The organism is Psychrobacter sp. DM8, assembly GCF_051307025.1.
Classification (GTDB): Bacteria; Pseudomonadota; Gammaproteobacteria; order Pseudomonadales; family Moraxellaceae; genus Psychrobacter.
Genome location: NZ_CP195538.1, coordinates 503,661 through 527,995 on the forward strand (window position 1 = coordinate 503,661; position 24,335 = coordinate 527,995).

The window sequence follows — 24,335 nt, forward strand, 5'->3', positions numbered from 1 at the left end:
CTAGAAAAAACCCCGCTATAGTGAATTATGACGGGGTTTATTTTTAATGAAACGATGCTAATTTTTAGCCTTTTTGGGATCAGTCCGCTTACCTTCAAAAAACAGCATATCGATGACAATGATCGCCACGCCAACACTAATGCCAATATCTGCAATATTAAATATCGGGTAATGCCAGACATCGGCGTTATGGACATGTATAAAGTCTATGACATGACCATGGAGCAGGCGATCAATCAGATTACCAATAGCGCCACCAAGTACCAAGGCGAGACCGAGAGAGAGCAGCTTGGCGTTTCGTGGCGCCTTGACTAGATAGACGATCAAAAATATCGATATGATCAGTGCTAGCCCAGAAAAAAACCATTTTTGCCAGCCGCCTGCATCCGCCAAAAAGCTAAAGGCAGCGCCGTAGTTGTATGCCAAAGTCCAATTCAAAAACGGCTCAATAACGGGTACAGGCTCGTTAAATACTAGCCGAGTCTCAGCTAACCATTTGGTGAACTGATCAAAAACAATAATAATGAGCGAGAGCATATACCATATAAAGGCACGGCTACCATTGGCAACCACTTTGGGCGTTTTATTTAACCGGCCCATAGGCGTGATTGAGCTACCTGTCGTGATATGTACGGGTCTTGGCAATTCATCGACTGGGGTTGGTGTTTGCGGCTTGGAGGAGTCAGGGGTGTTAAGCATAGTAGCGCACCTCGCCGTCACCTGTGACATTGGTTACGCAGCGCGCGCACAGCTCTGGATGCTTGGGGTCAGTGCCGATATCATCGCGGATATGCCAGCAGCGTACGCATTTAGTGCCCGTCGCGGCGCTAATATTGACTTTTAGATCGGTTGCCGCGCCGCTGTCATTATCAGCTGTATCAGCAGATGTATCAGCAGCTGTCATATCTGTAGGCGCCTCACCTAGTGGTGCAAGCGTAGCTTTGCTGGTAATTAAGACAAAACGTAGCTCCTCGCCAAGTTTGGCTAAGCTATCATGCATCGCGCCCTCGGCATAAAGGGTGGCATCAGCGGATAAATTGGCATTGATGATTTTGTCACCGCGTGCGGTTTCGATGTTTTTATTGACTAAGTCTTTGGCACGCATAATGTTTTGCCAATCATCAGTACTAATCGCGCTCAGCTCAAGTTCTGGGAACTCGTACCACTCTTGAGTAAACACGTACGCATCGGCGTTTGCGCTATCGTTAGCGTGTAATACTTCCCATGCTTCTTGCGCGGTGAATGACAAGATCGGTGCAATCCAGCGAATTAAAGCTTGGGCGATATGGTAAATCGCCGTTTGCGCCGAGCGGCGCGGCTGTCCATCTTTTTGCGTGGTGTACTGACGGTCTTTGATGATGTCTAAATAGAAGCTACCCAAGTCCTGCGAGCAGAACGCCGCGATATGTTGCGTGACTTGATGGAAGTCCATGGCATCATAAGCAGCGATAATTTGCGCTTGCACAGTCTGCGTACGCTCAAGGATGAACTTATCGAGACTGACCAGATCATTAATAGCGATGCTATTAGTCGCAGGATTAAAGTCATCGGTATTAGCTAATAAGAAGCGCAAGGTGTTACGGATACGGCGATACATATCGATCGCGCCTTTAAAGACCGTTTTACCTGCACTCATCTCATAACGATAGTCGCTCGACGCGATCCACAACCGCAGCATATCCGCGCCTGTTTTGTTAATCTCGTCTTGTGGGGTGATGATGTTACCCAGTGACTTACTCATTTTGCGGCCGTTTTCATCAACGACGAAACCATGAGTCAAGACTTGCTTAAACGGGGGACGCTCGTACATCGCCTCCGAGGTTAAAAGGGAGGTCTGGAACCAGCCGCGATGCTGATCTGAGCCTTCTAGGTACATGTCAGCTGGGTTGGTCAGTTCTTCACGCTGCTCAAGGACAGCAAAATGCGTCGTCCCTGAATCAAACCAAACGTCTAGCGTATCGGTAGACTTGTCATAATCGCTTGCTTCATCGCCTAGATAGTCCTCACAGCTGGCATCAAACCAAGCTTCCACGCCGCCCGCTTCTATGTTCTTTGCAGCCACTTCCATCAGCTCAAGCGTGTTTGGATGCAGCTCGCCTGTTTCTTTATGGGTAAAAAAGGCAATCGGCACGCCCCAAGTACGCTGGCGTGAGATACACCAGTCGGGGCGACCCGTCATCATCGATTCAATACGGTTTTGACCCCATGCTGGCGTCCATTTAACCTGTGGAATATCTTTTAGGGCGCGCTCACGTAGGCCCTCAACTTCCATGTTAATGAACCACTGCGGCGTCGCACGAAAGATAATCGGCGACTTATGACGCCAGCAATGCGGATAGCTGTGCTCAATTTTGGTATGGCTGACCAAATGATCATTGTCATGTAAGGCGGCGATAATCTTTGGATTGGCTTTATAGATATGCTCACCTGCAAATACAGCGGCCGTCTCTAAATAGACGCCAGTGCCGCTAACGGGGTTCTCTACTGGCAAGTTGTATTTAAGACCAACGATATAATCGTCAAGACCGTGACCGGGCGCGGTATGCACCAGACCCGTACCGCTATCAACCGTGACATGATCGCCTAAGATAAGCGGCACTTGGCGATCTTCAATTAATGGATGCTGAGCGCGCAAGCCTTCAAGCGCGCTACCTGATACGGTTGCCAACACGCCTTTATTGTCCAGTTTAAGCTCAACAAGTGCTGTCTCAACCAAATCAGCGGCTAATAGCAAGTTGCCTTTGTCGGTTGCGACCACACTATAGTCATGTTCAGGATGTACTGAGATGGCTTGGTTAGCAGGCAGCGTCCATGGCGTCGTCGTCCAGATCACAGCGGCGATAGTGCCGTCAATCTCGCTTAAAGCAGCTAGTTTTTGAGTATCCAAAACATCAAAGCTGACGTAGATCGCATCAGAGATTTTGTCTTGATATTCTACTTCCGCTTCTGCCAAAGCTGAGCTACAGTCCAAGCACCAGTTGACAGGCTTCATACCGCGAGTCACATGACCATTGTCATAGATTTTAGATAATGCGCGCACAATGTTGGCTTCCTGCGCGAAGTTCATCGTGAGATAAGGATTGTCCCAATCACCAAAGATACCTAAGCGCTTAAAGTCAGCTTTTTGCAATTCAATTTGCGTGCTCGCATACTCACGGCACAGACCGCGAAACTCGGTGGCGGACACTTTTTGACCGACTTTACCGACTTTGGCCTCAACCTTTTGCTCAATGGGTAGACCATGACAGTCCCAGCCTGGTACATAGGGCGCATCAAAGCCTGATAAGGTTTTTGATTTGACGATCATGTCTTTGAGGACTTTGTTGACCGCGTGACCTAAGTGAATCTGACCGTTCGCATAGGGAGGGCCGTCATGCAAAATGTATTTGGTCGCGCCGACTCGCGCGGCACGAATTTTGCCGTAGACGTCGTCCGCTTCCCACGCCGCCAGCCAATCAGGCTCACGTTTGGCAAGGTTAGCACGCATTGCAAAGGGCGTGTCGGCAAGGTTTAGCGTATCTTTGTAGTCGATAGAGTCGGTCATAGTGGTCTTTGTCTTAATTAAATGTAGTGAGAAAACCCGCGTGCCAAAATATAGGATGACTGGTATATATGCAGGACGCATTGACAAAAATCAAAGCCACCTATTATAAGGCAATTAACGCACTAAAAACAGGGGACATGTTTTGGGCAAATAGACGCTCAGACTTATTGATTGTTTTTAATAATCAGCTGCTCTGCCAAGGTAGAGAACGGCTGGGTGGCGTGAGCAAAATCAAGACTACTCTCTAAATGACTCAAATGCTCATCGAGTAGCATGACAAGTCTGTTCTCATCTTTGGCCTCTATCGCTTGTACTATACCCAAATGCTCATCTTCAGCGCAGTTTGAGGAGCCTGCATTATTGTATAGTCCGATAATCAAAGTCGTGCGCAAGGTAAGTTCACTCAAAAACTTCTCGAGCACCTGATTGCCAGCGATTGTCGCTAAATGCATATGAAAGGCGCGGGATAATCGCAATTCAGCAGGGGTGTCTCCTGCCGCGCGCGCAACCGCTTCATCCTCAATCATAGCGCGCATATTAGCACTGTCTTGATCGGTGGCGTTTTTGATGACGCTGAGCGCCAGCGTACGCTCAATGGTGCGCCGCGCGGCAAACACGTCACCGGCTTCCTTGGGCGTAGGCGTTGAGATAAATGCACCGCGATTGGGCTGTAATTGCACCACATGCATAGTTGCCAGTGTCGAGAGGGCGCGTCTTACGTTAGCTCTATTGCATTTGAACAGATCGCTCAATGCCTGCTCACCAAGTTTAGTGCCCGCAGGCAAGCGCTGCTCTGACACTGCAGCAGTGATAGCCTCAATGATTGCATTCTCTGGCGTGTCTTCGTTTTTTACTAGCGTATTAATAAGATTCATAGTCGCGATTATAGTGCGCTGCATGCATGGCGACAACATTTTTTAATTTTTAGTTGTATTGTTAACAATTTTAGTTAACAATGAATATATACGCATATAGTTACTTTTATTTGATATTCAAATCAGTCTCTGTATCAACTTTATATATGGATAACCAACCTTTATGAAAATCTTAGTCATGAACCCTAATTCGACGACCTCCATGACGGACAAAATCGTTGAGAGCGCTCGTCAAAAAGCAAGCGCTGGCACAACGATCATCGGCGCGTCTGGGGATGATGCGCCAGCCTCTATTCAAGGACACTATGACGAAGCGATGTCTGTGCCTGGACTGCTTAGACGTTTGGCCCAAGCAGAAGCAGACGGCGTCGATGGCGTCGTAGTCGCCTGTTTTGATGATCCAGGTATTGGCGCTTGCCGTGAGGTGTTCTCAGGTCCCGTCTTAGGTATTTGTGAGGCGGCGGTCAAGGCGGCAAGTATGGTCTCAACCTCATTTAGCGTGGTGACGACTCTGCCGCGCGCGATACCTGTGATCGAAGAGCTTATTCACGGCTATGGTCTGTCTCATCGCTGTCGCCGCGTGCGCTCAGCTGAGATACCTGTGCTGGCGCTTGAGGAGCCAGGCTCTGGCGCGCGCGAAAAAGTACGCGATGAGATTATACGCGCTATACGTGAGGACAACTGCGAAGCGATCGTTTTGGGCTGTGCGGGCATGGCAGATTTGACCGAGTGGCTGACGAAAGAGACGGGCGTTCCTGTTATCGACGGCGTCACTGTGGCTACGCGTATGGTCGAGGCACTCATTGGTAGCGGTATAAAAACCAGCAAGATTGGGGCTTATGCGGCGCCTATTAAGAGCTAAGTCAATTTACACACTTTAGGAAGGAGAGTGTCATGGAAGACGCAAAAAGAGCCGTAGCGGCGGCAGATATCAAAACGCTGGATCACAAGGGAGTCGGAGAGGAGAGCCTTGCGCCGCAAACCACGCGCATCATGGGATCTTGGTCTTATTTATTTGCATGGCTTGGCGGCTGCGTTTCTATCGGGACGTTCACCGTCGGCTCAGGTCTGGTCGGTACGCTAAACTTGCTGCAAGTGGTACTTGCCATTGCTATAGGTTGTACCGTCATCGGGGCGGCGCTGATGATTAATGGCCGCGCCGGTCACAAGTATGGTATTCCGTTTATGGTTCAGACGCGCTCCGCTTTTGGCTTCACTGGTAGCCGTATTCCTGCACTAGTGCGCTCAGTACCTGCGATCGTCTGGTTTGGCTTTCAGAGCTGGATTGGCGCTGGTGCGTTGAACTTGGTATCTGATGCACTATTTGGCTATAGCAATATCGTCGTTTTCTTCATCGGTTTTCAATTTTTACAGATTGGTCTATCTGTTTTGGGCTTTCATGGTATCAAGTGGCTTGAAAACATCGGCTCGGTGTTTATTATCGGCTCTCTCATTTATATATTTATTAGTGTCATTAATAAATATGGCGATACTATTTCAACTAATTTGATTAATGTTGAAGGTACTTGGGGTACGCCTTTTTGGGGTGCGACCATGCTGTTTTTAGGTGTCTATAGTACGATGATGCTCAACGTCTCTGATTATTCACGCGAATTAAAAGAGAACGTCGGATTGTTCCGTCAAGTAGTCATTTATTCAAACTCTATCTTGCCTGCTGCCTTGTTTATGGGCTTGATCGGTCTCATGGTGACTAGCGCAACGGGTGAAGTAGACCCTATTAAAGTGTTCTCAAGCGCAGTTGATAACAAGCCTTTACTGGTCATCACCATGCTGTTTATTGCCTTTGCTCAGGTCACAACCAACATTCTAAATAACGTCGTACCGCCTGCTTATGCCTTGATGGATATCTTTAAAGTCAAATACAAAACAGCGGCGGTCATCGTCGGGTTGCTCGCCTTTGGAACCTTTCCTTGGGAGCTGGCCAAAGATGAGTCTGCGGCAGGACTCAACCTCTTTATTCAAACGTACTCTGCATTCTTAGGGCCTATATTTGCGATATTGGTCGTTGATTATTACTTCCTGCGTAAGCAAAAGCTCGATATCGATAAGTTATATGATGAAAATGGTCCTTATAAAGGGGTGAATATGGCAGCAGTCATCGCTATGGCGATCGGTATTGTGGTTGCGCTGACGTTCACTAGCATCTCTTGGTATGCCAGCCTGATTCCTGCTGGCGCAATCTACTGGATATTGATGCTCAAAATGCCATCGGCGCAGCGCTTTATGTCGTAGATGGTTATCGCTTAGAGTCATTGATAAAAAAACCCGTAACGTAGCATATCCTACGCTACGGGCTTTTTATAACATTCCTAAGAGATCGCTTTACATTGTAAACAACGTATTTGGAGAGAAACGTATCTAAAGAGATGTGCTACGATTAGTGAGTTATCTGGCAGATTGCGTGTATGTCGTAAATGTAAATCGTTAAACTAACATCACGCTTGGCTCAATTTTGATTCCGTCAAATTACTCTTATCAAGGAAGATAATTATGAAAATAGGCATTCCAAAAGAGATTAAAAATAATGAAAATCGCGTTGGATTGACACCCAGTGGAGTCAGTGCTTTGGTCGATGATGGTCACAAGGTTGTCGTTGAAACAGACGCTGGTATGGGTTCGCAGTTCACTGATAATGACTACAAAGACGCAGGCGCAACTATCGTTAACAGTGCAAGTGAGACTTGGGATGCCCAATTGGTCATCAAAGTCAAAGAGCCACAATCATCAGAGTATGAGTACTTTAAAGAAGGCTTGATTCTGTTTACCTATTTGCATCTCGCCGCTGAGCCTGATCTGGCGAAAGCATTGATAGAACATAAAGTAACGGGCATTGCTTATGAAACCGTACAGCTAAAGGATGACTCACTGCCACTGCTAACGCCAATGAGTGAGATTGCAGGGCGCATGAGTACACAGATCGGCGCGCAGTTTTTGCAGAGCTTTTATGGTGGTAAAGGTATATTACTCGGCGGCGTACCGGGCGTACAAAAGGGGCGGGTCACTATCATCGGTGGCGGCGTCTCAGGTACGGAGGCGGCAAAAATGGCAATCGGTTTAGGCGCAGATGTCACTATTTTGGATCTTGATCCCAAACGTCTCAAGCAATTATCTGAGCTCTTTGGTAATGAGGTGCAGACGCTAGTATCCAACAAAGTCAATATTGCTAGGTGCGTACAAAATAGCGATTTGGTCATCGGCGCGGTACTCATTCCAGGAGCGGCTGCACCCAAACTAGTCAGTGAAGAGATGATCGAGTCTATGAATGACGGGGGCGTCATCGTCGATATCGCCATCGATCAAGGCGGTATCTTTGAGACGACCGATCGCATCACAACCCATGACGATCCTACGTATACCAAGCACGGTATTGTTCATTATAGCGTCGCTAACATGCCAGGCGCGGTACCGCGTACTTCAACCTTAGCCTTATCGAACGTGACTTTACCCTACGTACGAGCACTCGCTAAAAAAGGCGTCAAGCAAGCGTGTATGGATAATGCTGCACTAGCAAAAGGCATTAACACCATGCAAGGTCATATGACTTACGAGGCGGTCGCTGAAGATTTAGAATATGAGTATAAGGATTTGGATGAGTTGATCGGTTAACTACTATCATAAAACAAAGCCTACTTAATTCTTTTTTGCAAAAAGGTAGGCTTATTTAAATCATTGTCAGTCGACTCAAAAAACCGAACTCAGCCACAACCGTAATTTAAGCGACCAAAGCGGCTGAATGCCTGTGAGTCCTTGCGTCATTTTGCCATCTTTTAACACTACATACGACGGCGTCACTTGTCCTTGCCAGTCAGCAAAGATACGTCCTTCTTCATCGTTTATCGTCGTGAAATCAAAATTATTGTCAGTCATATAGTTTGATAATTCTTGATTATTGCCTGACTTAATGGCAACGGTCACGACAGGGTAGTTATTCTCCACCGCCAGCTTATTGATAGTTGGTGAAGTATAAGTGCATATCGGGCACCAAGTTCCCCAGAAATATACGAGCGTCGGCTTATCGGTACTCATTGCCGCAAGATCAAGGCGTTGTCCTTGATAGTCTGTCAGTTGCAATTGTGGATCGGCCGGCATGACAGGCTGTCGCCACCAGTTCACAGCAGTATAGATGAGCGCAAATATCGTCCCATAGATAAGTATGGTTTTAAGTATTGATAGCCCCTTTTGTTTCGGTGTCTTTCTAAGTTTTAATGTTTTTTGCGAACCTGTCATTTTAGTACCTGCTCTTCTACTTTTTGTGATCTTAGATATAAAAAACGGCTGAATGATCAGCCGTTTTGTTATTGTGTAGTGGGTACTAAACGAGATAGATATACTAGATTGTAACGCGAGACTGGTACAAACTTTACTTGCGTGCTGTGTCTGCGCTGCTCGATGCTGCGCAAAATTTATCCCAGCCTCGCTGCATCTCTTTTACATTGACTTGACTATACGTTTGTGAGCTTTTCACCTTTACCTTAAGCCCTTAGAACTTTTCGGCGCGACCCTGCAGTGGATTGCCCAACAGTACGCTACCTGAGTTTTCACGGCGCTCGCTATCGCTTAGTTTGCTGGCAGGTATCTTTGCTTTACGCTTCCACTTTAGGCTAAACAGATCATCGCGGCGATCGAGCAAATTATGTACTGAACCCTCGTTACGCACATGGATGAGCTTATCTAAATTGAGATCAGAGAAGAACACCATTTCTGTATTAGCCGTGGTCTCTGCCATGATGGCATCATGCGGGAACGCAAAGTCTGATGGCGAAAAAATAGACGACTGTGCGTATTGAATATCGAGGCTCTCCACTTGCGGCAAGTTACCGACAGAACCACAAATCATCACGTAGCATTCGTTCTCAATGGCACGTGCTTGGGCACAGTGGCGCACGCGTAGATAGCCATTTTGGGTATCGGTCCAAAATGGCACAAACAAAATGTCCATGTCATCGAGTGCCATTAAGCGTGCTAATTCTGGAAACTCAACGTCATAACAGACCAAGATTCCAATACGGCCGGCATCCGTGTCGAACACTTTGACCTCGTCACCGCCTTCAATCACCCAGGCACTACGCTCATGCGGAGTAATATGAATCTTGCGTTGCTCCTCGACTGTACCATCGCGGCGGCATAGGTAGCTGACATTATACAAAGTATCGTTTTCATCAAGTAGCGGCATGGAGCCTGTGATGACATTGACGTTATAACTAACCGCTAGATGCGAGATCTCGTTTTTGAACCATTCGGTATAGCCTGCCAAAAAGCGAATGGCGATGTTTTGATCGGTGGACTCACACAATCCCATTAACGGCGCGTTAAAAAACTCTGGCAGACAGGCAAAATCTGAGTTGTAGTCCGCCATGATATCGACAAAGAACTCGACTTGTTGTAGCAGCTCCTCTGGCGACTCAACCTCACGCATCTGCCACTGAATCCCGCCAATACGTACCTCAGATTTACGGGTATTGGGCTTATAGTCTTTGGGCTCATAATAGATATTGGCCCACTCAAGCAAGGTTGCAAAGCCTTTAGACTGCTTGTCATCAGGTAGATATGCGGTCAAGATGCGCTTGACAATAAAGCCGTTTGAGAGCTGAAAAGATAGCGCTGAGTCATGAATCTCACGCGACTCGACCGCGTCAATGTACTCGCCAGGAGTGAGGTCTTTGTGATTGTAGTAATTAGGTATACGTCCGCCTGCCAAAATAGCGCGGAAGTTTAACTGTCGGCACAGCTCTTTTCGCGCATCATACAGGCGACGACCCAAGCGATAACCGCGATACTCAGGATCAATGAGCGCATCTAAGCCATAAATAGCGTCACCCTTAGGATCATCTCTGATAATCTCTTTGTGACCAATCAGATCATCATAAGTATGCGGATTAGAGAACTTGGCATAATCGACACGCATAGACAGTACAATACCGATCAGATCGTCGTGATCAAATAGCGCAATTTGTCCTTCGGGAAAGGCATCAATCAAAGCATGGATAGTGGCTTTTGACCAAGAACCGCCAAGGTTAGAATATACTTTATCCATAAGAGCTTTGAGCTGGGGATAGTCTTTTTTCTTAATCTCGGCAATCGTTAAATGAAAGTCTTCTGGTTTTTCTATATTACTCATAAAGATCCTATAATATTGTTTATTAACTACGTGGTGATAAGCGTGAAGGCTATTGCTTGATAATATGAGTGCATACAACTAGCGACATATGCTCATAATATGTTGTCCTGTCAGTTACAAAAAATGGTTATCTTGAACACAGTAACAATGTTACAATAATTAACAATAACAAGTAGTTATTACGTTCTTGCACTCATTTTTATTCACAATTATTTAGTTCGCTATCATATCATCTCAATACTCTATTTCCAGTTACCCTTAGTAGTCCTTGTAACCCTAGTAGTCATTTGACATCTAAAACTCAATATCTATGCGCCGCTACTTTGAAACATTGCTAAGTGGTCTCAATCAACTTTGCTAAGGTATGAGTTACTATTTTTTGATAGTTATTTGCCTTTTTCTTTAGTATTTTATGAATCTGCGAACCATATAATAATTATAAGCTCCTTAGGATATTATCTATGCAAATACCTCTAAACCATATGGAAACTGTCAAAAAGCTGAGCGATACGCCTAAGGATGGTTTGATCCAATTGGTTTATGTCAGTAGCATGACGCTCAGATCACGTCTAAAGTCCTCTGTTTTTGACGAAGTTGAGGCGCATGCTCGCAGCTACAACCAGCAGCATGGCATAACGGGTACTTTGTGTTATGGCAACGGGCATTTTTTGCAGTGCTTGGAGGGCGAAAAAGATGAGATACTGACTCTGCAAGAGCGTATCTTTGCTGACGGACGTCATAAAGAGGTGCAGATACTGTCTCTAAAAAACATCAGTCAGCGCAGCTTTGAGGATTGGCGCATGCGCTTACTATTTTTGGAGCGCTGGCTTTGGTCTCCTGCAACCAAAAAACAAGCCGATCAGCTCTCGCCTTTTTTACCTTTTGCGCCGCATGGCTGGACGCCCGCTCGTACTGCGCAGTTTATTAATACTATCCAAACCTTTGATAATCCGCCGCATATAAAAGCAGCTGGTATTACCTACAATGCCATGGGTAATATGTTTAAGCACATTGCCGCGCCGCACCAAGCGTTTTTAATCGTTCAAGGATTTTTGGCAATATTGCTCGTTATAGGCCTCTACCTTTTAACCTATTAGTACGCTTTATATACAAATGACAAAACGAAAAAAGACGCTAAACCGTTGAGTCTAGCGTCTTTACTTATTTTTATGACTACGTAAGACGCCTTATATATCGAATATCTTACCGCGATTCATGATGTTATTGGGATCGAACACTTTTTTGACTGCTTTTAGGTACTCAATCTCAAGCGGCGTACGGCTATATTCCAAATATGGCTTTTTGGTCATGCCAACGCCGTGTTCAGCCGATACCGAACCGCCATATTTTTGCACGATTTCAAACACGTACTTATTAACGATTTGGCAAGCATCAAAGAACGCATCTTTGCTTAAGTGTTCAGGCTTTAAAATATTTAGATGCAAATTGCCATCACCGATATGACCAAACCAGCACACCTCAAAGTCAGGATAATTACGACTGACAACCTCGTCAATCTCAGCAATAAAATCAGGGACATGAGTGATTAACACGGACACATCGTTTTTATACGGGGTAAAGACTGAGATAGTCTCAGAGATATACTCACGCAGTTTCCACAGCTCCGTCGCCTGCGCAATGCTTTGACTCATGACGCCATCAACGACCCAGCCCTCGCTCATACAGTGCTCAAATATCGCCATAGCCTTATCCATAATCGGCTCGTATGGCGCTTCAAATTCAAGTAGAGTATAAAATCGAGTACGCGACTCAAACGGCTCTTGGACTTGACCATGTGCCATGAGTTTATCGATTGCCACATCATCGAAGAATTCAAAGGCGGTCAAATCAATCTTTGCTTGAAAGGCTGATAGCACATTCATGACATCATCAAAGCTATCCATGCCTAGCACCATGACATTTAAGTCTTGCGGCGCACGATCCAGCTTAATTTGCGCATGAGTGACAAATCCAAGCGTACCTTCACTACCGATAAACAGCTGACGCAAATCATAACCTGTGGCATTTTTGACCATACCGCGGTTGAGGTGCAAGATATCGCCGCGACCAGTAACCACTGTCAACCCCATAATCCACTGGCGCGTCATACCATAACGTATGACTTTGATACCGCCTGCGTTGGTGCCGATATTGCCACCCATCTGGCTTGAGCCTGCTGATGCAAAATCGACAGGGTAGTATAGATCTTTGGACTTGGCAAATTGCTGAAGCTGCTCGGTGACCACGCCTGCTTCAATCTCAACCAAGCGATCAGCAGGATAAAATTTGCCGATACTATTCATCTTATCGAAGCTCACTACAATCTCGCCATTAGCTGCGACTGCGCCTGCCGATAGACCCGTACGTCCGCCGCTTGGGGTTAATACGACGTTATACTCATTCGCTAGCAGTACGATCGCTTGCACTTGCTCAGTGGTCTTAGGAAAGATAATAGCAGAGGCAGCAGGAGCAAAATGTTTGGTCCAGTCTTTACCCCAATGTACAAGGCTCTCGCTATCGGTCTTGATTTGACTGCTATCAAAGTTATGCGTAGTGATTAGAGCGTCTAGTATAGCTTGTACTGCTGCGCTATTCGCTGCTGGCGCAAGGTTTGGCTCATTGACCACAGCTTGGTCAGCGGCGTGAGTGCGCGCGTGGGCGGGCAGGTTTTCGGTGATCGATTCAGTCATAATAGTCTCGACTAGGTGCAAGGGTCATGTGTTGGACAAGTAACATAGCTGGTGTTTGATAACTTATAAACGTGCCCTAATATTAGCACATTACCAGTACATATTTAGAATGCGTTTGACCCTTTATAGGTCACTATTAGTCACAATATCTATAGCTTAATTCACATTATGCTCTAACACCTAGCGACAATTTTGTGTAAGATAAGCGCATTGTTTTTTATTCTCGTCGACTGTTTAGATTATGACAAACAGTGACTCCAATTATAGGGCAGGTCTCATATGGCATTATCACTACAAAAAGATAAAATCCGTTTTTTACTATTAGAGGGCGTCCATGACAACGCGCTAAAAGTATTAGAGGGCGCAGGATACAGCAATATTGAGTATCTGAGTCACGCACTAGATACGGACGAGCTGATCGAAAAGATTAAAGATGCGCACTTTGTCGGTATTCGCTCGCGCACGCAATTGACGCGTGACGTACTTGAGCACGCCAAAAAGCTTATCGGTATTGGCTGCTTTTGTATTGGTACTAACCAAGTAGATCTAGAGGCTGCACGTGAGATGGGTATCCCCGTCTTTAACGCGCCGTACTCTAACACGCGCTCAGTGGCTGAATTGGTACTGGCGGAAGCCATCATGCTGTACCGCGGTATCCCAGAAAAGAACGCTACTGTGCATCGCGGCGGCTGGGGCAAATCTGCTAAAAACTCACATGAAGTGCGCGGCAAAACTATCGGTATCGTCGGTTATGGCTCTATCGGCTCGCAGCTATCAGTACTCGCTGAGAGCTTCGGTATGAAGGTCATCTATCATGACGTCGTCACCAAATTGCCGCTAGGCAACGCCCATCAAGTTGGCAGCTTAGACGAGCTACTATCCACCGCTGATATCGTCACCTTGCACGTGCCTGATGTACCAAGTACACGCTATATGATGAAAAAAGAGCAGTTTGATCAGATGAAAGAGGGCAGCTACTTTATTAATGCGGCACGGGGTACTTGTGTTGAGATTGATGATTTGGCAGCGGCACTTGAGTCGGGTCGGGTACTCGGCGCGGCGATCGATGTATTCCCAAAAGAGCCAAAGTCTGCGGATGAAGAGTTTGAGTCATCACTGCGCAAATTTGATAACGTGATTTTGACGCCGCATATTGGTGGCTCAACACAAGAGGCACAAGAAAACATCGGCTTTGAAGTCGCTGAAAAATTCGTACGCTACTCAGATCAAGGTGATACAGCAACGGCGGTCAACTTCCCAGAGGTTTCAGTACCGTTCAAAGAGGGCTCACATCGCCTGCTGCATATCCACAAAAACGTTCCAGGCGTGCTGTCTCAAATCAACCGTCTGTTTGCAGAAGCGCACATCAATATCTTGGCGCAGAGCCTGATGACAGAAGGCGATGTTGGTTATTTGGTCATGGATGTTGATTACAATGATTCAACAGCCGCGCTTGATCAGCTCAAAGACGTCGAAGAAACCATTCGCGTGCGTATTTTGTTTTAATCTAAAAGGTATAACAGTGCAATAAAAAAGAGAGACTAGTATAGTCTCTCTTTTTTATGGGTACTCTCTAAATCAAATAATATTTGTAGCGATACGCTTAGTTTGTCTGGTTAGTAGTATCTGCTTTGAGACGCGCCTCAACTTTAGCAGCTTTGCGCTTTTCGATAATGTCATTTACGTCGCTTCCGATATGCGTCTCACCGCGCTGCTTGGCAAGCTGCATCTGACGTTCACGCTCGCGAAAGCGCGCTTTTTGTGCGTCAGTGGCTTTGTCAATACAATGCGGGCAAGATTCACCTTTGACATAAGAGGCGCTATTCATATCATCAATAGTGATCGGCATACGACACGCAAAGCACTGCTCATATTCGCCTTTCTCTAGGTCGTGATTGACCGAAACGCGATTATCAAAAACAAAGCAGTCGCCTTGCCACATTGAGTCCTGCTGCGGTACTTCTTCTAAATACTTCAAGATGCCGCCTTCTAAATGATAGACTTCCTCAAACCCTTGCTCGCGCAAATAGGCCGTCGATTTTTCACAGCGAATACCGCCCGTACAGAACATCGCGACCTTTTTGTGTTTGCTAGGATCAAGCTCTTTTGCGACATACTCTGGAAACTCACGAAAGGTATCAGTATTAGGATTGATAGCATTTTGAAAGCTGCCGATTTGCACTTCATAATCATTACGCGTATCGATTAGCGTCACTTCTGGATCTGAGATTAGCGCGTTCCAATCGGCAGGCTTTACGTAGCGCCCAACGGACTGTAGCGGGTCGATGTCTTCGACGCCCATAGTGACGATTTCTTTTTTGAGCTTCACCTTGGTGCGATAAAACGGCTGCTCGTTGGTATAAGACTCTTTAAACGTAAAGCTACCGATCGCGTCAATACTACGCAAATACTCTAAGACATTATCGATGCACGGGCGTGTACCAGATATCGTGCCGTTGATGCCCTCAGCAGCGATAAGTAGTGTACCTTTGACATCGTTGTCCGTCATCTTATCAAGGATAGGCTGACGATAGGTTTCAAAGTCATTAAAGCGAGTAAATTTATACAAAGCGGCGACGACGATATTGTTAATTTCGCTATCGTAGGTTGGCGCTTGTTTTGAGGTTGTATTGTCTAAAGTTGTGCTCATACTGTCTCCTGCTGGCTAGGACGTAAACCTAGTGCAATTAGTGATTTAAAAACGAATAACATTTATTCAATTGTGGAATGTATAAATGCGCGGGTAGTGTAGCAAATTTAGGTTGGTTTTTGAATATGTATCAATAACAGACATTTATTACTCGCCCATAGTTTTTTTGGTTAGCAAAGTTATTTATCCTAACCCTAGAGCTTGCTATAGTAGGCGTTTGTTAATCCTTTATCTTTTATTCTAAGGCGCTTGTATGTCTCTATTTCAGTCTGTTGTTGTCGCCAGATATGTCAATCAATTAGATAGTCAGCAGCTAGAGGCGGCGTGGCAGCGCTATACTCAATGCTTTTTGAACCCGCTAAAGCAAGACAATATAAGAGTGAGTAAAGAAGAGCAATATCAAGAAGGGTTTTTGCGTGATTTATTCGTCGATGTCTTTGGCTATACGCTCAATCCCAATCCAGACTATGACCTGACGACTGAGTTCAAAAACCAAACAGGCAGCAAAAAAGCAGATGGCGCGATACTCAAAGACGGTCATGCTATTGGCGTGATTGAATTAAAAGGTATGAACACCACAGATCTAAGTAAGATTGAGCAGCAGGCTTTTGGGTACAAAAACAATCAGCCTAAATGTCGCTATGTTATTACCTCGAACTTTCAAAAACTACGTTTGTACATTGACAATGCGGTTGAGTTCATCGAGTTTGATCTATTTGGCTTAACCCAAGATGATTTTGCGCAGCTGTATCTGCTACTCAATCATGACAGCGTCATGCGCGACCTACCTGCCACTATCAAATCGGCCTCGCTATCGCAAGAGGAGGCAATTACCAAGCAGCTATACAAGGATTATTCTGTCTTTAAACGTGAGCTGTTCGCAGATTTAACCACTAATAACCCTGATATTGACGCTTTGGTATTGTTCCAAAAGTCGCAAAAGCTACTCGATCGATTTCTGTTTATCTTCTTCGCAGAAGACAGTCATCTGCTACCTGCCAACTTTGCAAAAGGTATCATCAACGAGTGGCAGCAGCTAAAAGCGCTGAAGATGACTGTGCCCTTATACGATAGAATCAAAGCCTATTTTGGTTATTTGGATCAAGGTCATAAGGATGAGCATAGCGAGATATTTGCCTATAACGGTGGTCTGTTCAGCTTTGATGCGCTACTAGATAGCGTCATCATAAGTGATAAGGTGCTAGGCTCACATATCAAAACGCTGTCAGAGTATGACTTTGCTAGTGAAGTCGATGTCAATATTCTAGGTCATATCTTTGAAAACTCACTTACGGAACTCGATGAGGTAAAGGCGCAGCTAGCAGGTGAGGCAATAGACAAATCGCAAACCAAGCGCAAAAAAGATGGGGTGTTTTATACGCCCAAATATATCACCAAATATATCGTCGAAAACACGGTCGGTAAATTGTGCAAAGACAAAAAAGATGAGCTGGCTATCGTTGATGAAGATTTTGTAAAGCCTAATAAACTCACGGCAAAAGCTAAAGGAATACTCAAGTTGCAATCTGCGGCGCTTGAGATTTATCGAGACTGGCTACTACAAATCACGATATGTGATCCCGCTTGTGGTAGTGGCGCATTCTTAAATGAAGCGCTGAATTTTTTGATTGCTGAACACAGTTATATCGATGAGCTACACGCCAAGCTCTATGGCGATAGCATTATCTATCCTGATATCGAAAACAGTATCCTTGAGAATAATCTATTTGGAGTGGATATCAATGAAGAGAGCGTCGAGATTGCCAAGCTGTCACTGTGGCTGCGTACCGCACAGCCAAGACGTAAGCTCAATAATCTAAACGATAATATCCAATGCGGTAATTCGCTGATTGATGATGTTGATGTGGCAGGCGATAAAGCGTTTAATTGGCAAACGGCCTTCCCACAAGTGTTTGCAAAGGGCGGCTTCGATGTGGTGATTGGTAATCCGCCTTATGGAGCTGAAATTAGTAAAGAACAACAAGCTTATTATCTTAAATCTTATACGACACCAGCTTACAAACTGGATACTTACGCTATATTTATTGAAGCATCTATGAGTATAGTTAAGAAGCAGGGGAGTGTAGGATTGATTGTTCCTTATACTTGGCTCACGATTTCACAACATTCAAAATTAAGAAAATTTTTGTTTGAATTCGAAATTAGTGAAATTGTCAATTTACCTAATAAAGTTTTTTCAGATGCAGACCTAGATACAGTAATATTGTTTGTTAACGACAAGCAGCCAAATACAAAAATAAAACTATCTTATTCTAATGGCAATATTATTTTGTCTGACGAGAAATTCATTAATATTGAAAATGTTAAGAAGAATAATGACCTACTGATAAATCTGTATTTACTAGAGGAAGATTTAGACATAGTCGAAAAAATTGAAAACAAATCTACTTTAGATAGTTATTTTGATGTATCGCAAGGCTATATCCCTTACCGAAGAAGCGACTTAGTAAAAAAATATGGTAAAGAAGAAGGAAATAAAATAGTTGATGAACGCCTTTGGCATTCAGATATCAAAATCTCTGAGAGCTGGCGTCAAGAAATACAGGGTAAGGATATTTCAAGATATAAAAATAGTGAAAGTTTCCAGTATATAAAATATGGAAAACACTTAGCTGGTTATGTGGAGGAAAGATTTTTTACTGAACACAGAATTTCAATAATGGAAGTTACTAGAGGCGATATTTACAGATTGAAAGCCACACTACTCAAAAAAGAGTATTTCAATACCCCTTCTTTGATAAATATTATAAAGAAGCAAGAACATGCAGGTAGTTTAAATACGTTATTGGCCATTATAAACTCAAGACTAATGTCTTGGTATCATACTAAGGCACACTCTAAAGCGAATGCAGAAACATCGATTCCAAAAATTCTGGTAAAAGATTTGAGGTCTTTACCAATAATACCGGAAGATAAAAACTTAGCCCAAAAAGCCGATCTTATGCTATCGCTAAACGAGCAGTTGCAAGACACAACGGGTAAATTTATCCGCACCTTACAACGCAAATTTGAGATAGAAAAGCTTAGTAAAAAGCTCGAAAACTGGCATGAGCTCACCTATGCAGAATTTATCAAAGAGCTGGCAAAAAAGAAAGTCAAAATGAGCCTAAGCGAAGAAGCCGAGTGGGAAGAGTACTTTTTAGCCGAGCAAGCCAAAGCCCAACAGCTCATGCTACAGATAGAAAGTACTGATGACGAGATCGATCAAATGGTCTATAAACTCTACGATTTGACCGATGATGAGATTGCCATTATCGAAGCCAGTTAATGTAACTGTTTATAAAAGATGAGTTTTGGACTACTTATTACTTATCCATACAGCTAGAATAAACAAACCCATCGTCAAAGGAGATGACCTATGAGTGACACCGCAATGGAGTCTACTGCCGGCACGCCGATTAGCCGCTACCCTGTCCCGTCATTGGACGATATGCCAGCGGATATTCTTAAGCGCATTTTGGCCGTGCAAGAAAAAGCCAAATTCATACCCAATGTATTTTTAGCACTTGCGCATCGTCCAGCAGAGTTTAGAGCGTTCTTCGCTTATCACGATGCGATTATGGAGCGAGAGGGCAGCACGCTCAGTCCCGCTGAAAAGGAGATGATCGTCGTCGCTACCAGCGCCGCTAACGGCTGCCAGTATTGCGTCGTTGCTCACGGTGCGCTACTGCGGGTATTTTCCAAAGAGCCACTGCTAGCAGATCAAATAGCGGTCAACTACTTGCATGCGCCTATTACTCCTAAGCAAAAACAGATGTTAGCGTTCTCGCTCAAGCTATGTCGTACGCCCGAGCTGGTACAAGATGCGGATTATGAAGCGCTTAAGGCGCATGGCTACGATGACGAAGATATTCTCGATATCACGGGTATCACAGGCTTTTTTGGACTCTCTAATAGAATGGCGATTGTGATGAATATGCAGTCCAATCCAGAGTTTTATACTATGGCGCGCGAGCCGAGAAAGTAAGAGGTTTATATATCCTCAAACACAAAAAATCCAGCATACAAGCTGGATTTTTTTGATTTAAATTCTTAGAGTATTATTTGCTCTGAAACCAAGTGTCGGCTTTGCTACGGGCGCTAGCGATATCTGAGCTAGATAGGTTCAATGCCAATTGACCGATTTTGCCGCGTGCTTTACTACGTACCTTTTCATCGAGCATGCCGTCACGAGCAGCCAAGTCATACCACTTATAGGCATCAACTAGGTTTTTCTGCTTTTCATCGAGTAGCGCTAGCGTATAGCTGGCACGGTTATCACCGCGCATAGCGGCTTTCTCTAACCATCTGCGGGCTTGCTGAACGTTTGGCTGTACGCCTTCACCGCGCAAGTACATGATAGCGAGGTTAAGCTGGGCGGGGGCAACGCCTTGCTCTGCTGCGCGCGTGTACCACTCGATTGCTTTTTGAGTATTTTGAGCGACGTCTTGACCTTTTTGCAAGCGCTTGGCTAGGTAGAACTGCGCGTGATCATTACCTTGTGCGGCGCGAGCAGATAGCTCACTAACAGGCATCAGCTCAAAGCGTGAGGTATCTAATGGAATATTAGCAATCAGTTCAGCATTAGCTAAACCTGCGCAAGAGAAAAGGGCAGTAAACAAGGCAGCTTTTAATAGTTTCATAGCGGCTCCAAAATAGGGCGGTTAATTAATGGGATACATTTAGCTTAGAATTTTAAATAGCATTAGTAGCTATATGACCTATAGTGACAGCAACTCATTGAACTATTAAGTGATTTTAGATCCATAAGTAATAGTAAAGCGGCGGATAAAGGTCGTAATTGACAATATTTGATTAGCTTACCATCCAAGGTTACAAAACTCAAATACTAATTACTTGTTTTAACACTGGTTTTTTATTTGTATTTGGTAACAGAGTTATACAGATTCGTATTTGGCACAACAAAGGTAATTATTATTACTGGTATAAGTATAAGTATAAGTATAGCTTAACCTTGTTCAGAGTTTTCTAATTATCGTTGTCGTTAAAAGATACTTAGCCCGTTACTAGGAAAGATTTTGCGCAGTCTCTAAAGTGACAAAACTACGCAGTAAGTAAGGAGGCTTATAACAGTAGCGCAATATTTTTAAATGGATATTCTCGTTAAGCGTTTGATGAGCGCTTAGTGACTCTATAGATGGCGACATCGGCGAGTAAGTTTGGCGCTTGCCTGATCAGCGTCGTCATCAGGGCGCTATGAGGCTTATCAGAATCACTAACAGCAAAACGATTGATAATATCAATATCATGCTCAGCACACAAAGCCTCAAAGTCCTTAAAGGTACACAAGTGGATATTGGGCGTGTTGTACCACTCATACGGTAGCGCTTCTGAAACTGGCATGAGTCCTTTGAGCCCAAGGTGAATGCGGTTTTGCCAATGCGCAAAGTTGGGAAAGGTAATGACGGCTTCTCTTGCCACGCGCAACATATCTAATAGTAATAGATCGGGCGATTTGACCGCTTGTAAGGCGCGCGCCATTACCACCGTATCAAAACTATTATCCGCAAAACGCGCAAGACCATCGTTCAAGTCCTGCTCGACGATAGATAGGCCCTTGGCTATGGCATCGTTGATTTTGTCCTCATCAATTTCAAGCCCGTATCCTGTGACGCCAAGCTGTGTGTGCAAGTGCGCAAGTAGCTCGCCATTGCCGCAACCTAAATCCAGCACATGAGAGCCTGGGGCAATCCAGCGCTCGGCTAATTGATAGTCCATTCTCACAAGCGTGCTCCTGTACGGTTGGCAGTGATAAAGGGCGCAGTCAAAAATCCCTTTATCGCACCCATATAACGCGGAATATCGAACAAAAACGAATCATGACCGTGCGGGGCGTCGACATTGAGATAACTGACCGGTTTGCCTGTTGCCATCAGCGCATCAACGATCTCTTGTGAGCGCTCGGGTGCAAAGCGCCAGTCGGTTGTGAACGACACCACCAAGTACTGACACTCACTATGGGCAAAGGCAGCTTTTAGCGCGCTAAGCTCACGTTGATCGTTTTGGCTTTGACTGTTTTGTATCTCTGTATCTGCCTCTACGCTAGTCTCGCTATCCTCTATATGACCGCGAGTTGGGTCGAAATAATCTAAGGCTTTGGTCATTAGCAAATAAGTATTAGCATCGAAGTTCTCACTAAAGCGCTCACCTTGATAGCGCAGGTAGCTCTCCACTTGGAATTCAACATCATAGCCATACATAAATTTGCCAGACTTTAGGTCACGGCCGAACTTAGCTTTCATCGCATCATCAGTCAAATAAGTGATATGCCCAACCATGCGCGCGAGTATTAGGCCACGGCGCGGATAAGTGCCCGCTTGTAAGTAGCGCCCTTCTTTAAAGTCAGGATCTGATAGTATCGACTGACGCGCCACTTCGTTAAAGGCGATATTTTGTGCCGACAGCTTAGGAGTACTGGCGATAACCACGCAGCGCTTAAGACGATTTGGATAATCAAGCGACCATTGCAGCGCTTGCATACCGCCCATTGAGCCGCCAACGATAGCATGCCAAACCTCTATCCCTAATCGATCTGAGAGCAGCGCTTGCGTGCCGACCCAGTCTTTGATGGTGACGAGCGGAAAGTCAGGACCATAGGGCTGCGCCTCACCCTTGTCTATACTGTCAGGATTGATGGACGTTGGGCCTGTCGAGCCAAAGCAGCTGCCGATATTGTTGACACAAACGACAAAAAACTCGTCGGTATCAATTGCCTTACTAGGGCCGATCATATTGTCCCACCAGCCTGCTTTTTTATCTCCTTCGTGATAACCTGCGGCGTGATGACTGCCTGAGAGGGCATGACAGATAAGGATAGCGTTTGATTTATCTGCGTTTAGCGTACCATAAGTCTCAAATACTAAATCGAACGCTGGCAATGTACGATTGCACTCTAAAGTGAATGGCTCATCGAAGTGATAGGTTTGCGGCGTGACCATTCCGACTGAGCCGACTAAACTGGCTGAAGCACCTGAGGGCTGCCGTTTAGGGTCGGAATGCCCGCGAGTCATAGCGTTATTGTTCGTATCAGGGCGTGCGCTCAAAACTACCTCACAAGATGACAGGCGATAAAAAGACAGTAAAAAGGCGATCACTATCGCTATAGGCATCTATTGTATGGCGATGCGCTTAGGAGTACAACCTTCACACGCTATAAAGCGGCGTTTACCTCCTATAAAAGACTACACTCATGCTACACTAACGGCAGCTTGTGACCGTATAATTTGACTGCTATTGTTAATTTATAACCTGTCCAAAGTCAAAGCGATTAAATAAAGCTTAACGATTAAAGCAGGCCCAGTGACTGTTTTGACTCCAAGCTACCCAAATCTCTGTTATAAAGTGTGCTGCTATGAAACCCAAATTGCCCCCACGTATTGCTGTTTTACTGATTAACTTAGGCACGCCAGATGAGCCGACCGCGCCTGCGGTACGCCGCTATTTGCGTCAGTTTTTGTCCGATCCACGTGTGATTGAGATTCCGCAGTTTCTGTGGGCGATTATTCTCAATTTATTTGTCTTGCCGCGGCGTCCCAAACGCGTCGCTGAAGCTTACGCGAGTATTTGGGATGGCGACTCACCGATGCGTAACATCTTAAATGGTCAGGTTGAAAAATTAGAACCTCGGCTAGCAGCTGCCAATGCACCCTTTCGCGTGTCCGTTCATGCAGCGATGAGCTACGGCAATCCTGGGTTGCCTGATGTTATGGATGAACTGCGAGGCGAGGGCGTTGATCACTTTGTATTGCTGCCTGTATTTCCGCAGTACTCAGCGACCTCAAGCGGCGCTGTCTATGACGCGATCAATAAATGGGCACTAAAACAGCGTAATTTGCCCAATTACACCATCGTCAAAGATTACTTCGCCCATCCGCTTTACATCAAAGCACTAGCCGATAGTATTCGCCGTTTTCAAGCCAAGCATGGCAAACCTGATAAGCTCATGTTTAGCTTTCATGGTATACCGCAGCCTTATGCTGACAAGGGCGATCCGTACCCCAAGCGCTGTAAATGTACTGCAGCGCAAGTGGCACATGCATTAGGTCTAGGCGAGGATGAGTGGATTATTAGCTTCCAATCGCGCTTTGGTAAGCAAGAGTGGGTCAAGCCTTATACCGATGTTATCCTTGATGACTGGGCCAAATCTGGGGTCAAATCCGTGCAGATTATCAGTCCTGCATTTTCAGCAGATTGTCTTGAGACATTAGAGGAGTTAGCGATTGAGAACCGTGAAAACTTCATTGAGGCAGGCGGGCAGGAGTATCATTATATCCCTGCGCTCAATATGGATGACGCGCATATCGATCTATTAGAAGCTATGAGCGCGCCACTCGTTAAAGGCTGGGCAGGTACGCTTGAGGGCTGGGTGTAATTCGTTTTTGAGTATAAAAAATAGTAACACAAAAAAAGCCCTCTC

At 45.2% G+C, this 24,335-nt stretch carries 18 protein-coding genes; 8 read left to right on the plus strand and 10 right to left on the minus strand.

Features of this window, described 5'->3' with window-relative positions; all coding sequences use genetic code 11:
- Window positions 1–57: 57 nt before the first annotated feature.
- From lspA to ACR64J_RS02235, 3 genes are all read right to left on the minus strand, one after another.
- On the minus strand, window positions 58–699 hold the full coding sequence (gene lspA, locus ACR64J_RS02225) for a signal peptidase II (RefSeq protein ID WP_435950278.1): 642 nt from the start codon (window positions 697–699) through the stop codon (window positions 58–60).
- Window positions 692–3,544: an isoleucine--tRNA ligase gene (gene ileS, locus ACR64J_RS02230; RefSeq protein ID WP_435950279.1), complete on the minus strand. Its 2,853-nt coding sequence runs from the start codon at window positions 3,542–3,544 to the stop codon at window positions 692–694. Before ileS ends, lspA begins: the two co-directional genes overlap by 8 nt.
- Before the next feature lie 164 nt (window positions 3,545–3,708).
- On the minus strand, window positions 3,709–4,443 hold the full coding sequence (locus ACR64J_RS02235; protein WP_435950280.1) for a GntR family transcriptional regulator: 735 nt from the start codon (window positions 4,441–4,443) through the stop codon (window positions 3,709–3,711).
- Window positions 4,444–4,582: 139 nt separating this feature from the next.
- On the opposite strand from ACR64J_RS02235, the gene ACR64J_RS02240 reads away from it, so the two are divergent.
- The 3 genes from ACR64J_RS02240 (at window position 4,583) to ald (ending at window position 8,046) form a co-directional block, all read left to right on the plus strand.
- Window positions 4,583–5,281 carry an aspartate/glutamate racemase family protein gene (locus ACR64J_RS02240; RefSeq protein WP_435950281.1) on the plus strand — a complete coding sequence of 233 codons (699 nt, stop codon included), beginning with the start codon at window positions 4,583–4,585 and terminating at the stop codon, window positions 5,279–5,281.
- A 32-nt stretch (window positions 5,282–5,313) separates the two neighbouring features.
- Window positions 5,314–6,672 carry an NCS1 family transporter gene (locus ACR64J_RS02245; RefSeq protein WP_435950282.1) on the plus strand — a complete coding sequence of 453 codons (1,359 nt, stop codon included), beginning with the start codon at window positions 5,314–5,316 and terminating at the stop codon, window positions 6,670–6,672.
- A 258-nt stretch (window positions 6,673–6,930) separates the two neighbouring features.
- The gene (gene ald, locus ACR64J_RS02250) at window positions 6,931–8,046 is read left to right on the plus strand and encodes an alanine dehydrogenase (RefSeq protein ID WP_435950283.1); all 1,116 of its coding nucleotides are present in this window, start codon (window positions 6,931–6,933) and stop codon (window positions 8,044–8,046) included.
- Between the two features lie 75 nt (window positions 8,047–8,121).
- On the opposite strand, the gene ACR64J_RS02255 is transcribed toward ald, so the two are convergent.
- Window positions 8,122–8,667, minus strand: a complete 546-nt coding sequence (locus ACR64J_RS02255) for a protein disulfide oxidoreductase (protein ID WP_317200136.1) — start codon at window positions 8,665–8,667, stop codon at window positions 8,122–8,124.
- A gap of 253 nt (window positions 8,668–8,920) precedes the next feature.
- Window positions 8,921–10,558: a bifunctional GNAT family N-acetyltransferase/carbon-nitrogen hydrolase family protein gene (locus ACR64J_RS02260; RefSeq protein ID WP_317200135.1), complete on the minus strand. Its 1,638-nt coding sequence runs from the start codon at window positions 10,556–10,558 to the stop codon at window positions 8,921–8,923.
- 461 nt (window positions 10,559–11,019) lie between these two features.
- Here ACR64J_RS02260 and ACR64J_RS02265 point away from each other — a divergent pair, with 461 nt between their 5' ends.
- The gene (locus tag ACR64J_RS02265) at window positions 11,020–11,655 is read left to right on the plus strand and encodes a BLUF domain-containing protein (RefSeq protein WP_435950284.1); all 636 of its coding nucleotides are present in this window, start codon (window positions 11,020–11,022) and stop codon (window positions 11,653–11,655) included.
- Window positions 11,656–11,745: 90 nt separating this feature from the next.
- On the opposite strand, the gene ACR64J_RS02270 is transcribed toward ACR64J_RS02265, so the two are convergent.
- A complete protein-coding gene (locus tag ACR64J_RS02270) occupies window positions 11,746–13,248 on the minus strand; it encodes an FAD-binding oxidoreductase (protein ID WP_435950285.1) in 1,503 nt (500 codons plus the stop codon).
- Between the two features lie 279 nt (window positions 13,249–13,527).
- Here ACR64J_RS02270 and serA point away from each other — a divergent pair, with 279 nt between their 5' ends.
- Entirely contained in the window at window positions 13,528–14,754 is a 1,227-nt protein-coding gene (gene serA, locus ACR64J_RS02275) for a phosphoglycerate dehydrogenase (RefSeq protein WP_435950286.1), read from the plus strand.
- Between the two features lie 97 nt (window positions 14,755–14,851).
- Here serA and trhO read toward each other — a convergent pair whose 3' ends face one another.
- Complete coding sequence (trhO, locus tag ACR64J_RS02280) at window positions 14,852–15,898, minus strand: oxygen-dependent tRNA uridine(34) hydroxylase TrhO (RefSeq protein WP_435950287.1); 1,047 nt, start codon at window positions 15,896–15,898, stop codon at window positions 14,852–14,854.
- A gap of 253 nt (window positions 15,899–16,151) precedes the next feature.
- Between trhO and ACR64J_RS02285 the strand changes: the two genes are divergently transcribed.
- Together ACR64J_RS02285 and ACR64J_RS02290 are read left to right on the plus strand one after the other, a co-directional pair.
- The gene (locus ACR64J_RS02285; RefSeq protein ID WP_435950288.1) at window positions 16,152–19,187 is read left to right on the plus strand and encodes an Eco57I restriction-modification methylase domain-containing protein; all 3,036 of its coding nucleotides are present in this window, start codon (window positions 16,152–16,154) and stop codon (window positions 19,185–19,187) included.
- Between the two features lie 90 nt (window positions 19,188–19,277).
- Entirely contained in the window at window positions 19,278–19,886 is a 609-nt protein-coding gene (locus ACR64J_RS02290) for a peroxidase-related enzyme (RefSeq protein ID WP_435950289.1), read from the plus strand.
- A 73-nt stretch (window positions 19,887–19,959) separates the two neighbouring features.
- Here ACR64J_RS02290 and ACR64J_RS02295 read toward each other — a convergent pair whose 3' ends face one another.
- From ACR64J_RS02295 to metX, 3 genes are all read right to left on the minus strand, one after another.
- Window positions 19,960–20,541 (minus strand): tetratricopeptide repeat protein, encoded by a 582-nt coding sequence (locus ACR64J_RS02295; RefSeq protein ID WP_435950290.1) that lies wholly within the window; start codon window positions 20,539–20,541, stop codon window positions 19,960–19,962.
- A 481-nt stretch (window positions 20,542–21,022) separates the two neighbouring features.
- Window positions 21,023–21,643, minus strand: a complete 621-nt coding sequence (gene metW, locus ACR64J_RS02300) for a methionine biosynthesis protein MetW (protein ID WP_435950291.1) — start codon at window positions 21,641–21,643, stop codon at window positions 21,023–21,025.
- Window positions 21,640–22,857, minus strand: a complete 1,218-nt coding sequence (gene metX / locus ACR64J_RS02305; RefSeq protein ID WP_435951008.1) for a homoserine O-acetyltransferase MetX — start codon at window positions 22,855–22,857, stop codon at window positions 21,640–21,642. The genes metW and metX overlap by 4 nt, the downstream gene beginning before the upstream one ends.
- A gap of 413 nt (window positions 22,858–23,270) precedes the next feature.
- Between metX and hemH the strand changes: the two genes are divergently transcribed.
- Window positions 23,271–24,290 carry a ferrochelatase gene (hemH, locus tag ACR64J_RS02310; protein WP_435950292.1) on the plus strand — a complete coding sequence of 340 codons (1,020 nt, stop codon included), beginning with the start codon at window positions 23,271–23,273 and terminating at the stop codon, window positions 24,288–24,290.
- The last annotated feature ends 45 nt before the right edge of the window (window positions 24,291–24,335 follow it).

Excerpts from the sequence above, each read along its gene's own strand:
- lspA (WP_435950278.1), bottom strand. The coding sequence starts at position 699 with ATGCTTAACACCCCTGACTCCTCCAAGCCGCAAACACCAACCCCAGTC.
- ileS (WP_435950279.1), bottom strand. The coding sequence starts at position 3,544 with ATGACCGACTCTATCGACTACAAAGATACGCTAAACCTTGCCGACACG.
- ACR64J_RS02235 (WP_435950280.1), bottom strand. The coding sequence starts at position 4,443 with ATGCAGCGCACTATAATCGCGACTATGAATCTTATTAATACGCTAGTA.
- ACR64J_RS02240 (WP_435950281.1), top strand. The coding sequence starts at position 4,583 with ATGAAAATCTTAGTCATGAACCCTAATTCGACGACCTCCATGACGGAC.
- ACR64J_RS02245 (WP_435950282.1), top strand. The coding sequence starts at position 5,314 with ATGGAAGACGCAAAAAGAGCCGTAGCGGCGGCAGATATCAAAACGCTG.
- ald (WP_435950283.1), top strand. The coding sequence starts at position 6,931 with ATGAAAATAGGCATTCCAAAAGAGATTAAAAATAATGAAAATCGCGTT.
- ACR64J_RS02255 (WP_317200136.1), bottom strand. The coding sequence starts at position 8,667 with ATGACAGGTTCGCAAAAAACATTAAAACTTAGAAAGACACCGAAACAA.
- ACR64J_RS02260 (WP_317200135.1), bottom strand. The coding sequence starts at position 10,558 with ATGAGTAATATAGAAAAACCAGAAGACTTTCATTTAACGATTGCCGAG.
- ACR64J_RS02265 (WP_435950284.1), top strand. The coding sequence starts at position 11,020 with ATGCAAATACCTCTAAACCATATGGAAACTGTCAAAAAGCTGAGCGAT.
- ACR64J_RS02270 (WP_435950285.1), bottom strand. The coding sequence starts at position 13,248 with ATGACTGAATCGATCACCGAAAACCTGCCCGCCCACGCGCGCACTCAC.
- serA (WP_435950286.1), top strand. The coding sequence starts at position 13,528 with ATGGCATTATCACTACAAAAAGATAAAATCCGTTTTTTACTATTAGAG.
- trhO (WP_435950287.1), bottom strand. The coding sequence starts at position 15,898 with ATGAGCACAACTTTAGACAATACAACCTCAAAACAAGCGCCAACCTAC.
- ACR64J_RS02285 (WP_435950288.1), top strand. The coding sequence starts at position 16,152 with ATGTCTCTATTTCAGTCTGTTGTTGTCGCCAGATATGTCAATCAATTA.
- ACR64J_RS02290 (WP_435950289.1), top strand. The coding sequence starts at position 19,278 with ATGAGTGACACCGCAATGGAGTCTACTGCCGGCACGCCGATTAGCCGC.
- ACR64J_RS02295 (WP_435950290.1), bottom strand. The coding sequence starts at position 20,541 with ATGAAACTATTAAAAGCTGCCTTGTTTACTGCCCTTTTCTCTTGCGCA.
- metX (WP_435951008.1), bottom strand. The coding sequence starts at position 22,857 with ATGGTCACGCCGCAAACCTATCACTTCGATGAGCCATTCACTTTAGAG.
- hemH (WP_435950292.1), top strand. The coding sequence starts at position 23,271 with ATGAAACCCAAATTGCCCCCACGTATTGCTGTTTTACTGATTAACTTA.